Below are 12,312 nucleotides of genomic sequence, written 5' to 3'. Positions count from 1 at the left end.
TTTGTCATCAGTCTGAGGCGCTTCCGGCTTTCCGGGCGCGCCTTTTTCCGTTGCGGCTTCAGCTGCCGAGCAGTTCTGTGATCAGTGCGGCAGTCAGTTCGTCGAAGTGACTGATCGTCCGGCCGGCGCCCAGGGTTTCGACGGGTCGGTCGGCATAGCCGAAGGTCACCGCGACGGTGGCCACACCCGCGCCGCTGGCGGCATCGATGTCGTTGGAACTGTCGCCGATCATCACTGCGTTTTCCGGTTTGCCGCCTGCCTGTTCGATGGTGCCCAGAACATGGCGCGGGTCGGGTTTGCGGAATTCGAAACTGTCGCCGCCGGTAATCACGTCAAAATGATCGGCAAGGCCGAGGCTTTGAAGAAGCGGCATGGTCAGCGGCATGCGCTTGTTGGTGCACACGGCCAGTGTGAAGCCGGCTGCCTTCAGCCGTTCGAGAGCGCTTTCCGTTCCGGGGTAGGGGCGGCTCTTGCCGGGCATGCCGGCGCGGTAATGGGTGGTGAACCGCTCGAAGCAGGCCTCGAAGGTCTGGTCGTCGAGCTCGGTTTCGCGCAGCGCAAAGGCCCGCCGGATCATGACCTTCACGCCCTTGCCGACAAGCTGGTGAAGCTGGCTTATATCGAAGGGGGCCAGACCTTCCGGCGCAATTGCATGGTTGAGACTTTCGATCAGGTCCGGCGCGGTGTCGACGAGGGTTCCGTCGAGATCGAAGATGACAAGCGGAGATGACATTCGGTTTCCTTCCACGTTGGCGCGCTGTTGCCGGGCCTCCGGGAGGTGGAGACCGGCATGCGCGAATCGACACGAAGTTTGCGCTGGATTGTGGTTTGCAATATTCGTGTCCTTGACTTTGATGTTATACCAAGAGTTGATGATTAGAACGCATATGACCGGAGCGATTTTGAAAGCCGGCTAGGCGAAAACCGCAGTCGTAGCCACCGCTACGGCGAGGGTTTTCAACGCCGCAGGCTTTCAAAATCGCCCGGCCCGTAGGGTGCGGCTGGAATGGCCGCCGAGGGCGTCAAAATCCTCGCGCGATGCTCAAGCATCGCTCTGCGGTATTTTCCTACTCGGACGACCATTCCAGCGCGCATCATATGGGTCCTAATCATTGACTCTTGGTATTATCCATTCGGTCAGAAGCTGCGGCTTCTTGCAAAAGGACTTTTGTTTAGCGCCTGTGGCGTGTAAACACCTTAGCGTAAATCAGAAGGAGCATGTGACGCATGGACGCGCGTCAATTGAAAATCAAGGCAGCCGAAACAGCACTTGGATATGTCGAGGACGGTATGCGTCTCGGCATCGGAACCGGCAGCACCGCGCGTGAATTCATCGCGCTGCTCGGGGAGAAGGTGGCGAACGGTTTTTCCGTCACCGGCGTGCCGACATCCGAAGCAACCGCACGTCAGTGCCTTGAACTCGGCATCGAGGTCAAGTCTCTGGACGAATCGCCCGAACTCGATCTCACGATTGACGGCGCGGATGAAATCGATCCGGCGCTCAGCCTGATCAAGGGGGGCGGCGGAGCGCTGCTCAGGGAAAAGATCGTGGCCTCGGCGTCGAAGTCGATGATCGTGATCGCTGACGAGACCAAGGTGGTCGACCAGCTCGGCGCATTTCCGCTGCCGATCGAGGTCATGCCTTTCGGTCTTGGCGCCACACGCCTTGCCATCGAAAAGACAGTTTCCCGCCTCAATCTCTCCGGAGCGCTCGAATTGCGCCATTCCGGGGATGGTCCGTTCATGACCGATGGCGGACATTACATCCTTGATGCATCATTTGGCCGTATTCCCGATGCAGAGGCTCTTTCTGTGGCGCTCAATATGATTCCCGGCGTTGTGGAGCACGGGTTGTTTATCGACATAGCGACGCTGGCCATCGTTGCATCTGGCGGTGGCGTGCGTACACTCAAAGCAGCAGAGTAGACAGGAGTCCTTTATGAGATTTCAAACCAAGATCGGCCGTTCCGTGGCCGTCGTCGCCACGGTAATGGGACTTGGCGCTTTTTCCGTTGCTGCGGCACAGGATATTTCGCCCGAGCATCAGGCCGCGGCCAAGGCTGCGCTGGGCGCGCTCGGCATCAATTCCCAGTTTGACGAAATCCTGCCGAACCAGGCTGATCTCGTGCAGGCGCAGTTGACGCAGGTTTATCCGAATTATCATGCCCTGATCGATGAAGTGGTGACGGATACGGCAATCTCGCTGGCCTCGCGCCGCGCGGATCTGGAAAATGAAGGTGCGCAGATCTATGCCAACATCTTCACCCAGGAAGAGCTGGAACAGCTGGCGACATTCTACAATTCCGATCTCGGCAAGAAGTTCATCCAGTACGGGCCGATTGCGGCACGCGAACTGAGCCAGGCAGGCGACATCTGGGCACGCGGCATCGCCCGCGACCTGAATCAGCAGGCCCAGGAAGAGCTGAACCGTCGCATTGCAGAGCAGACGGGTGATGCACCGGCCGCCGCAGAATAATATCTTCGGCCGACGCCGTTTTAAAGGTTTGAGGGCGTGCCTTTCGCACGCCCTTGGTTTGTTGACAAAGCTGCCCCTCACGCTGGGTCATCCTCGGGCTTGACCCGAGGATCCAGGGCCGCACCATGTACGCTTGCTTGAAACCCTTTTTTATCAAAGGGTTGAGCGGAATGGATGCTCGGGTCAAGCCCGAGCATGACACCTGAGTGGACGGCTGACGGAGGCAACAACCCGCACGTCTTCGGGATTGTTAGCAGTTTGAGGGCGTGCCTTTCGCACGCCCTTTTTCCGTTCTGGAGCGGCGTTAGGCAAAGCCGCGTCCTGTCCCTTTGATTTCCCGTTCGAAGTCGCCATATCTAGGCCCGAAGATTTCCAAAGACATTGTTTGCAAAAAGGAGCCTCCCGATGTCCGCTTATGATTTTGATCTTTTTGTTATCGGCGGAGGTTCAGGCGGCGTGCGCGCCGCGCGGCTGGCGGCGGGGCTCGGTAAACGCGTCGCCATTGCAGAGGAATACCGTTTCGGGGGCACCTGCGTCATTCGCGGATGCGTGCCGAAGAAGCTTCTTGTCTATGCGTCCCAGTATCCCGAGCATTTCGAGGATGCCGAGGGGTTCGGCTGGCATGTCGGCGAGCGCAGTTTTTCGTGGCCGGAACTGATTGCCGCCAAGGACAAGGAGATCGACCGCCTCGAAGGCCTGTATCGCAAGGGCCTGGAAAATGCCGGCGCGGAAATTTTGGAAAGCCGGGCAGAGATCATCGGCCCACATCGGCTGCGGCTGAACGCCTCGGGCCAGGAGGTGACGGCGGAAAAGATCCTGATCGCTGTCGGTGGCGCGCCCAACCCGCATCCGGAAATGCCGGGGTCTGAACTCTGCATTTCCTCCAACGAAGCTTTCCATCTCGATGAACTGCCGAAATCGATCGCGATTACCGGCGGGGGCTATATTGCGGTCGAGTTCGCCAATATTTTCAATGGTCTCGGCGTGGAAACGACGCTGATCTATCGCGGGCCGGAAATCTTGCGCGGTTTCGACATGGACATGCGCACCAATCTGCGCGAGGCGATGGAGAAGAAGGGCATCCGGGTGGTCTGCCACGACACGATCCTGGATGTGGCGCAGGCCGCCGACGGGCGTTTGAAGGCCGAAACCCGGCAAGGCCATGTCTTCAACGTCGACAAGGTGATGATGGCGCTTGGCCGGCTTCCCAACACCAAGAGCCTCGGGCTTGAATCCGTGGGTGTTCAGACAGACGCCAAGGGCGCGATCGAGGTCGACCAGTATTCGCGCACCAATGTCGATTACATCTATGCGCTCGGCGACGTGACCGACCGCGTTCAGCTGACGCCGGTCGCGATCCACGAGGCGATGTGCTTCATCGAAACCGAGTACAAGAACAATCCGACCACGCCCGACCACGATCTGATTGCAACGGCCGTATTCTCCCAGCCGGAAATCGGCACGGTCGGCCTGCCCGAGGATGTGGCGGCGGAACGCTATGCGGAGCTGGAAGTCTATCTGGCAAAGTTCCGGCCGATGAAGGCCACGCTGTCCGGGCGTGATGAGCGCACGGTGATGAAGCTGATCGTCAATGCCGCCGACCGCAAGGTCGTCGGTGCGCATATTCTCGGCCACGAGGCAGGCGAGATGGCGCAGCTTATCGGCGTTGCGCTGAAGGGCGGATGCACCAAGGACGATTTCGACCGCACCATGGCGGTGCATCCGACAGCGTCGGAAGAGCTTGTCACGATGTATAGCCCCTCCTATCACGTGAAGAACGGCGAGCGGGTCTGAAGGTCGTTATGTCTACGGTCCGGCACGTTTCAGCGTGCCGGGCTGTTTGACTTCTGCGGTGGCGCATGATGCGGCTGATGAGGACTGCCGCCCATTGATGTCCGTGCCAGTCTTCGCCTTCCAGCGGGTCGGCGAGCGAGGCGGGCGGTCTGGGGTGGTCACGTCGGGACACTGCAAACCAGTCGAGCATGATATTTTCTCCCGTTTGGATGGTATGTCCAAGAGCTAGGCTTTCTGTTGCGGGCGCTGTAGATTTGCGAATGAAACGTCTCTTTCAGCCGTGAACGGTTCATCGTCCTTACCTCTGGTGTAAGTTTGTACCGCGCGCGTTTTTTGCGGGAGTAGGCAGAATGGCGGATCCGAACTGGGACGATCTCCAGCTTTTTCACGTGGTTGCCGAACTGGGCGGTCTGAGTGCCGCAGCCCAGCGCACCGGTCTGTCCGCGCCGACGATCGGCAGGCGCATGCTTGCGCTTGAGCGTACGCTCGGACGGGCGCTGTTTCTGCGGTCCCAGCGTGGCTACCGGCTGGCCCATGACGGCGAAATCCTGTTTGAGCGCGTCAGCGGCATGCAGGCGGTGGCCGACGATATTGCGGCATGGCACAGCGATGCCTTTGCCATGCCCTGGGTATCGATTGCGGTCGACAGCTGGCTTTCGGGCTTTGCTGCCGATCATGTGGCCGGGATCAAGGGGGCGGAAGACGGCTTTCGCATCTGCCTTGCGGCGGCCGGGCCGTCGCTGGCGCTTGCTTTTCGGGAGGCGGATGTTGCCGTCCTCGCCGCCCGGCCGGACAGCGGCAATCTGGCGGTGCGCCGCGCCGGCACCATGGCCTATGCCGTTTATCGCCGTCGCGGCGGAGCGGATGAGGCGTTGCCCTGGGTTTCCATGGGCACGGGTGCCGCGATTTCGCCGTCAGATCGCTGGGTTTTCGAAAATCACGAATCCGCCATCACCACATGGACGGAGGACCGGCACTTGCTGGTGCGGCTGATTGCGGCCGGGGCGGGGCAGGGCGTCCTGCCGGTTCACATCGGCGACAGCGATCCGGCGCTTGAACGTGTCGGCGGCATGATCGATGCGCTCGGTCATCCGCTTTTCATCATTGCCCATGACGACGACCGACACCGGCCGGAAGTGCGCACCGTCATCGAGCGGCTGGCGACCCTGATCAAGGCGAACAGCGGCCTGCTTTCCGGCGAATGAGTGGCTCTCACGCGGGTATACAAAAAAGCGAGAAAGGTCTATAAGCGCGCCGAAATCGGGAGAGAGGCGTGTCCGGCATGGTGTGGCCGGACGGCAAGGACAGGTGAACGACATGGACAGTGCAACAAACTGGACACCGGGTAGCTGGCGCAGGAAACCCATTCTGCAGGTGCCGGACTATCCTGATGCAGACAAGCTGGCCGAGGCCGAAGCGGCGCTCGCTTCCTATCCGCCGCTGGTGTTTGCCGGTGAGGCGCGCAAGCTCAAATCCGCGCTTGGCGAAGTGGCCGAGGGCCGGGGCTTTCTGCTGCAGGGCGGCGATTGCGCCGAGAGCTTCGCCGAGCACGGCGCCGACACGATCCGCGATTTCTTCCGCGCCTTTCTGCAGATGGCCGTGGTGCTGACATTCGGCGCCCAGCAGCCGGTCGTCAAGGTTGGCCGCATTGCCGGCCAGTTTGCCAAGCCGCGTTCGTCTTCGGAGGAAACCATCAATGGCGTGACGCTGCCGAGCTATCGCGGCGACATCATCAATGGCATCGATTTCACCGAAGGCGCGCGTCTGCCCGATCCGCAGCGCCAGCTGATGGCCTATCGCCAGTCGGCCGCGACGCTGAACCTGCTGCGCGCCTTTTCCATGGGTGGTTATGCCAATCTGGAAAACGTGCACCAGTGGATGCTCGGTTTCGTCAAGGACAGTCCCCAGGGCGAACGCTACCAGAAGCTTGCCGACCGGCTTTCCGAAACCATGTCGTTCATGCGCGCCATCGGTATCACGGCGGCGGAAAACCACGCGCTCAGCGAAACCGATTTCTTCACCAGCCACGAAGCCTTGCTGCTTGGCTATGAAGAGGCCATGACCCGCGTCGATTCGACGTCGGGCGACTGGTACACGACCTCCGGCCACATGATCTGGATCGGCGACCGTACGCGCCAGCTCGATCATGCCCATATCGAATATGCCCGCGGCATCAACAATCCGCTCGGGCTGAAATGCGGTCCTTCGCTTGCCGAAGACGACCTCCTGCGCCTGATCGACACGCTGAACCCGAAAAACGAAGCCGGCCGCCTGACGCTGATCTGCCGTTTCGGTCACGACAAGGTTGCCGATCATCTGCCGCGTCTGATCCGCGCCGTCGAGCGTGAGGGCCGGAAGGTCGTGTGGTCCTGTGACCCGATGCACGGCAATACGATCACGCTCAATTCCTACAAGACGCGGCCGTTCGAGCGCATCCTGTCGGAAGTCGAAAGCTTCTTCCAGATCCACCGCGCCGAAGGCAGCTATCCCGGCGGCATCCACATCGAGATGACCGGCAAGAACGTGACGGAGTGCACCGGCGGCGCCTGGGCGCTGACGGGCGACGACCTGCACGATCGTTACCACACCCATTGCGACCCGCGCCTCAATGCCGACCAGGCGCTGGAACTCGCCTTCCTGCTCGCCGAACGGATGAAGACGGCCTACGAGGAAAAGAAGCTCGCCATCAACGAGTGAGTGCTGGTCGGCAAGCGCCGACAGCGTTTGATTTAGTCTCCCCCCATTGAGGGGGAGATGTCGTGAGCACGACAGAGAGAAGCCCGCTTCACCCACATTCGTCATGCTCGGGCCTGTCCCGAGCATCCAAGCACGTCTCGCCAAGAGAGGCGTTTAGGATGGAAAGGCGTAATAAATCAATCTGTTGCAAAACTGGAGCACCGCTCGTGATGCAACGTGATTAGATCCTCGGGTCAAGCCCGAGGATGACGCCGGTAAAGCGGGAAAGTTTGTCAGCAATCTGAGAGCATCTCCAAAAGCTCAGACATTACGGCGTGCGCTGCCCCTCTGCCCTCATGGGGGAGTGGAATGTTGCCCTGATGCAATCTTTATTCATGCTACTGCGCGCCTTCCTGCCTTTTCCGGTTTGATTTTTCCTGAAAAACATGGTGTCCATCCCTCGTCGGACCTGAAAGGTGGAATTGCCATGGACAGCATCAAAATCGCACTCGCCCAACTGAACCCGACGGTTGGCGATATCGCCGGCAATCTCGAGAAATTGCGCACCGCGCGGAAAAAAGCCGCTGCGGTCGGTGCCGATCTCGTGCTCTCCACCGAATTGTTCATTTCCGGCTACCAGCCCGAAGACCTGGTGATGAAGCCTGCCTTTCTGGCTGCCTGTCTGAAGGCCGTCGAGGCGCTTGCGGCTGATACGGCCGATGGCGGACCCGGCGTGATCGTCGGTTTTCCGCGGCAGGGCGAGGCCGGTCGGCACAATTCCGTTGCGGTGCTGGACGGTGGCGAGATCATCGCCATCCGTGACAAGGTCGACCTGCCGAATTACGGCGAATTCGATGAAAAGCGCGTGTTCACGCCGGGCGAGATGCCCGGGCCGGTGAGTTTTCGCGGGGTGAGAATCGGTATTCCGATCTGCGAGGATATCTGGGGCGATCTCGGCGTCTGCGAAACGCTGGCTGAAAGCGGTGCGGAACTGCTCTTGTCGCCCAATGGTTCGCCCTATTATCGCGGCAAGGTGGATGTGCGCCATCAGGTGGTGCTCAAACAGGTGATCGAGACCGGCCTGCCGCTCGTCTATCTCAACACGCTTGGCGGTCAGGATGAACTGGTGTTCGACGGCGGCAGTTTCGGCTTCAATGCCGATAAAACGCTGGCTTTCCAGATGCCGCAATTCGCGGAAGATATTGCGATTTCCGAATGGGAGCGTGGTGACGACGGCTGGCGGATTGTCGGCGGCAAGGTCTCCGCGCTGCCGATCGGCGAGGCGTCGGATTACCGCGCCTGCGTGCTCGGCTTTGCCGATTATGTAAACAAGAACGGCTTCAAGAGCGTGGTGCTCGGCCTTTCCGGCGGCATCGATTCGGCGATCTGCGCGGCGATTGCCGTGGATGCGCTCGGCGCGGAGCGCGTTCACTGCGTGATGCTGCCTTATCGCTACACATCGGAAGAATCGCTTTCCGACGCCGCTGCCTGCGCAAAGGCGCTTGGCTGCCGTTATGACATCGTCGCCATCGAGGAGCCCGTCAGCGGCTTTCAGGCGGCGCTGGAGAGCCTGTTCGAGGGCACCGAAGAAGGCATCACCGAGGAAAACCTGCAAAGCCGCACGCGCGGCACCATTTTGATGGCGATTTCGAACAAGTTCGGCGCCATGGTGGTGACCACCGGCAACAAGTCGGAAATGTCGGTCGGCTATGCCACGCTTTATGGCGACATGAACGGCGGCTTCAACCCGATCAAGGACCTCTACAAGATGCAGGTCTATGCGGTGGCGGCCTGGCGCAATACCGAGCGGCCGGAGGGCATGCACGGGCCGGAGAAAAACGCCATTCCGCAAAACATCATCGACAAGACGCCCTCGGCCGAACTGCGCCCCGACCAGACCGATCAGGATTCGCTGCCGCCCTATCCGGTGCTGGATGACATACTGGAATGCCTCGTGGAACGGGAAATGTCGGTGGAGGCGATTGTTGCGCGCGGGCATGATGCCGAAACCGTGCACCGGATCGAGCATCTGCTCTACATCGCCGAATACAAGCGCCGCCAGTCCGCACCGGGTGTGAAGATCACCCGCAAGAATTTCGGCCGCGACCGGCGTTATCCGATCACCAACCGGTTCAGGGACCGATAGAGCCGATTACGCCGGGGAGGGGCTTATGCGCAGTTCAGTCGAAATCTACGATTTCGCCACGGGCGAACAGCGCGTGGTGTTTCAGTCGGAGGCGCTGATCGAAGCGCCGAACTGGTCGCCGGACGGACGTTATCTGATGGTCAACAGCGACGGCCTGATGTACCGGCTGCCGCTGGAGGGTACGCCGCGGCTGCAGCAGATCGACACCGGCTTTGCCGTGCGCTGCAACAATGACCACGGCATATCGCCGGACGGAAAGACGATTGCCGTCTCCGACAAATGCGAATTCGGCAAATCGGCGATCTACACGCTGCCGGCAGAAGGCGGCACGCCGAAACTGGTGACCGAAAACCTGCCGTCCTACTGGCATGGCTGGTCGCCCGATGGCGCGCGGTTTGCCTATTGCGGTATTCGCGACGATGTCTTCGATATCTACACGATTGCGGCCGATGGCGGCGATGAAACCCGGCTGACCCATGGAGAGGGCCGCAATGACGGGCCGGACTACAGCTTCGATGGCGCGTGGATCTATTTCAATTCCTCGCGCACCGGTCTGATGCAGATCTGGCGCATTCATCCCGATGGCACCGGGCTGCAGCAGGTGACCTTCGACAATGCCGGCAACTGGTTTGCCCATCCTTGCCCGAAGAACGACCGCGTGATTCTGATTTCCTATGCCCCGGAGGTGTTCGATCACCCGGGCGACAAGGATGTGAGGGTGCGGGTGATGGACCCGGACGGCGGCAATCTGACCACGCTGTTCGAACTCTTCGGCGGGCAGGGCACGATGAATTCGCCCAACTGGTCGCCGGATGGCGCGGCCTTTGCCTATGTGCGCTATTTCCCCGTCTGAACAGTTTGCATCGGGTGGCCTGTCATCAAGCTGAAATACGACTCGTGTTTTAAGGGTGCCATCCATGGATGCACAGGGACCGCCGGGGACTATGGCGGGTTGAGGCGATGGAACCCAGACAGTTCAGAACGCTTTTCATTTCCGACCTACATCTCGGGTCGAAGGCCGCGAAGGCCGATTTCCTTCTCGATTTCATGCGTCATCACGAGGCCGAGACCATCGTGCTCGTCGGCGATATCATCGATGGCTGGCGGCTGAAACGCAGCTGGTACTGGCCGCAGCCCTTCAATGATGTGGTGCAAAAACTGCTGCGCAAGGCGCGCAAGGGCACGCGCATCGTCTATATTCCCGGCAATCACGATGAATTCCTGCGGGATTTTCCCGGCACCCATTTCGGCGGTGTCGAAGTGGCCGAACGGATGATTTTCGAAGCCGCCGACGGCCGCAAATATCTGATCATTCACGGCGATGAATTCGATGTCGTCGTCCGTCATGCCCGCGTTGTCGCCTATCTCGGTGACTGGGCCTATGATGCGGCGATTGCCATCAACCGGGTGCTGGCGGCCGTGCGCCGCAAGCTCGGCATGCCCTACTGGTCGTTTTCCGCCTGGGCCAAGCTGCAGGTCAAGCACGCGGTCAATTTCATCGGCGAGTTCCAGCGTATCGTTGTCGAGGAAGCACGCAGGAACGAAGTCGACGGCGTCATCTGCGGCCATATCCATCACGCGGTGATGGAAGACATGGACGGTATCCGCTACATCAATACCGGCGACTGGGTCGAAAGCTGCACCGCCATTGCCGAGCATTTCGACGGCACGTTCGAGCTGATCCACTGGCAGAAGATCGAAGGCGTGCATGAAGATGAGGCCGCGGAGACCGAAAGCGAGGATTTCTCGCCGCTGATTCTGGCTGCCAAGGCCAAGGGCAGGGCGGCCTGACACAACCGGCCACCCTTGCAGAAGTCCGGTTCAATTGGCCCGCATAGTTCCTAGAGCCTTCAAAAGACTTGCAATCTCCTCGTCATCATGAAAAGCCTAACAAAGGTCATGATCACGGCGGATCGTCATCACTTTGTCCAGCGACCGGTTGGCCGGAAAGTGTTCCGGCGGAATGCTGAAGAGGTGGAGGGGGTGTTTCCCGCTGTTTTCGCGCCGGAGCCCGCAGGGCGCGACGGTGCGCTGGAAACTGGATAATTGCATTTGCAGAACGCGGACGAAAGCAAAGCCTCCCTGACGGTGGAAACCGGCGACGGCGGAACGGCCAGAACCCTGTGTCTTCGGGGCTATTGGACGGTCCGTAATGCGCGCTTTCTCAGCGGAGAGATAGACCGGCTGCGTGACAGCCTGCAGGGCGCCGGCGGCACGGCTGTGCTTGACCTGTCGCAACTTGAAGGCTTCGACACCGCAGGCGCCTGGATGGTCCGCGAAGTGCAGGCCGAATGTGTGGCCGCAGGCATGGAGGCCACGCTTTCGGGCATGGAGCGCCGTGTTTCCGATCTGATGGAAGCCATTCCCGAGACCTTGCCCGAGCCGGAAAAAGTATCTCAACCGCGGCCGAGCCTGACGGAGGCTGTTCTTGATCCTGTCGGCAAGTCGGCGGTGGCCGGTGCGCGGGATGTCTATCGCGGCGTCGGCTTTTTCGGAGCGCTGTTTCTCGGCGTGAAGGCGCTTCTTTCGCGCGGCGGTGGGGTCAACATGGCCGCGATCACCGCCCAGCTTGACCATATGGGCGTGCGTGCGGTGCCGATCATCGCGCTGATGTCGTTTCTGGTCGGTGCCATCATCGCCCAGCAGGGGGCCTTTCAGCTCAGCTATTTCGGGGCGGAACTGTTCGTTGTCGACCTTGTCGGCATTCTCCAGCTTCGCGAAATCGGCGTGCTTTTGACCGCGATCATGATTGCCGGGCGTTCCGGCAGCGCCATCACCGCCGAAATCGGCGCCATGCGCATGCGTGAGGAAATCGATGCGCTGCGGGTGATGGGCTTCGATCCGGTTTCCGTGCTCGTGTTCCCGCGCATGCTGGCCCTGCTGATCGCGCTGCCGTTGTTGACCATTCTCGCCAATTTCTCCGCTCTTTTGGGCGCCGTGGTCATCCTTGATGTCTATTCGGGGATCACGCTTGAGACCTTCATGCAGCGTTTCCATGAGGCCGTTGACATGGCCGATGTGATTTCGGGCATGCTGAAGGCGCCGGTCATGGCGCTGATCATCGCGATCATTGCCTCGCTTGAGGGCATGAAAGTCGGCGGCAGTGCCGAATCCCTCGGCCAGAAGGTGACGGCCTCGGTGGTGAAGTCGATTTTCGTGGTCATTCTCGCCGACGGAATTTTTGCTATTTTCTACGCGGCAATCAATTATTGAGGAACTG

The 12,312-nt window shown here is 60.2% G+C and carries 10 protein-coding genes; 9 read left to right on the top strand and 1 reads right to left on the bottom strand.

Annotation, left to right across the window (positions count from 1 at the left end):
- Positions 1 to 58: 58 nt before the first annotated feature.
- Positions 59 to 733 carry a phosphoglycolate phosphatase gene (gene gph / locus ACHZCU_RS20840; RefSeq protein WP_319520384.1) on the bottom strand — a complete coding sequence of 225 codons (675 nt, stop codon included), beginning with the start codon at positions 731 to 733 and terminating at the stop codon, positions 59 to 61.
- A gap of 494 nt (positions 734 to 1,227) precedes the next feature.
- Here gph and rpiA point away from each other — a divergent pair, with 494 nt between their 5' ends.
- From rpiA to ACHZCU_RS20795, 9 genes are all read left to right on the top strand, one after another.
- Positions 1,228 to 1,926 carry a ribose-5-phosphate isomerase RpiA gene (gene rpiA, locus ACHZCU_RS20835; RefSeq protein ID WP_106304752.1) on the top strand — a complete coding sequence of 233 codons (699 nt, stop codon included), beginning with the start codon at positions 1,228 to 1,230 and terminating at the stop codon, positions 1,924 to 1,926.
- Positions 1,927 to 1,939: 13 nt separating this feature from the next.
- Entirely contained in the window at positions 1,940 to 2,476 is a 537-nt protein-coding gene (locus tag ACHZCU_RS20830; RefSeq protein ID WP_106304749.1) for a DUF2059 domain-containing protein, read from the top strand.
- A gap of 405 nt (positions 2,477 to 2,881) precedes the next feature.
- Complete coding sequence (gor, locus tag ACHZCU_RS20825; RefSeq protein ID WP_319520383.1) at positions 2,882 to 4,270, top strand: glutathione-disulfide reductase; 1,389 nt, start codon at positions 2,882 to 2,884, stop codon at positions 4,268 to 4,270.
- 350 nt (positions 4,271 to 4,620) lie between these two features.
- A complete protein-coding gene (locus tag ACHZCU_RS20820) occupies positions 4,621 to 5,475 on the top strand; it encodes a LysR family transcriptional regulator (protein ID WP_319520382.1) in 855 nt (284 codons plus the stop codon).
- A gap of 112 nt (positions 5,476 to 5,587) precedes the next feature.
- Positions 5,588 to 6,967 (top strand): class II 3-deoxy-7-phosphoheptulonate synthase, encoded by a 1,380-nt coding sequence (locus ACHZCU_RS20815; protein ID WP_319520381.1) that lies wholly within the window; start codon positions 5,588 to 5,590, stop codon positions 6,965 to 6,967.
- A 466-nt stretch (positions 6,968 to 7,433) separates the two neighbouring features.
- Positions 7,434 to 9,092 (top strand): NAD+ synthase, encoded by a 1,659-nt coding sequence (locus ACHZCU_RS20810; RefSeq protein ID WP_319520380.1) that lies wholly within the window; start codon positions 7,434 to 7,436, stop codon positions 9,090 to 9,092.
- 25 nt (positions 9,093 to 9,117) lie between these two features.
- Positions 9,118 to 9,945, top strand: a complete 828-nt coding sequence (locus ACHZCU_RS20805; protein ID WP_319520379.1) for a hypothetical protein — start codon at positions 9,118 to 9,120, stop codon at positions 9,943 to 9,945.
- A gap of 107 nt (positions 9,946 to 10,052) precedes the next feature.
- Positions 10,053 to 10,883: a UDP-2,3-diacylglucosamine diphosphatase gene (locus tag ACHZCU_RS20800; RefSeq protein WP_106304730.1), complete on the top strand. Its 831-nt coding sequence runs from the start codon at positions 10,053 to 10,055 to the stop codon at positions 10,881 to 10,883.
- Between the two features lie 261 nt (positions 10,884 to 11,144).
- Positions 11,145 to 12,305: an MlaE family lipid ABC transporter permease subunit gene (locus ACHZCU_RS20795; RefSeq protein ID WP_319520378.1), complete on the top strand. Its 1,161-nt coding sequence runs from the start codon at positions 11,145 to 11,147 to the stop codon at positions 12,303 to 12,305.
- The last annotated feature ends 7 nt before the right edge of the window (positions 12,306 to 12,312 follow it).

The organism is uncultured Martelella sp., assembly GCF_963677965.2.
In the GTDB taxonomy this organism is placed as follows: domain Bacteria; phylum Pseudomonadota; class Alphaproteobacteria; order Rhizobiales; family Rhizobiaceae; genus Martelella; species Martelella mangrovi.
This window is presented reverse-complemented; position numbering and strand designations above follow the sequence as displayed.

Bases quoted from the DNA above. Each gene is read 5' to 3' on its own strand.
- ACHZCU_RS20805 (WP_319520379.1), top strand. From the start codon at position 9,118: ATGCGCAGTTCAGTCGAAATCTACGATTTCGCCACGGGCGAACAGCGC.
- gph (WP_319520384.1), bottom strand. From the start codon at position 733: ATGTCATCTCCGCTTGTCATCTTCGATCTCGACGGAACCCTCGTCGAC.
- gor (WP_319520383.1), top strand. From the start codon at position 2,882: ATGTCCGCTTATGATTTTGATCTTTTTGTTATCGGCGGAGGTTCAGGC.
- ACHZCU_RS20830 (WP_106304749.1), top strand. From the start codon at position 1,940: ATGAGATTTCAAACCAAGATCGGCCGTTCCGTGGCCGTCGTCGCCACG.
- ACHZCU_RS20815 (WP_319520381.1), top strand. From the start codon at position 5,588: ATGGACAGTGCAACAAACTGGACACCGGGTAGCTGGCGCAGGAAACCC.
- ACHZCU_RS20800 (WP_106304730.1), top strand. From the start codon at position 10,053: ATGGAACCCAGACAGTTCAGAACGCTTTTCATTTCCGACCTACATCTC.
- ACHZCU_RS20810 (WP_319520380.1), top strand. From the start codon at position 7,434: ATGGACAGCATCAAAATCGCACTCGCCCAACTGAACCCGACGGTTGGC.
- ACHZCU_RS20820 (WP_319520382.1), top strand. From the start codon at position 4,621: ATGGCGGATCCGAACTGGGACGATCTCCAGCTTTTTCACGTGGTTGCC.
- rpiA (WP_106304752.1), top strand. From the start codon at position 1,228: ATGGACGCGCGTCAATTGAAAATCAAGGCAGCCGAAACAGCACTTGGA.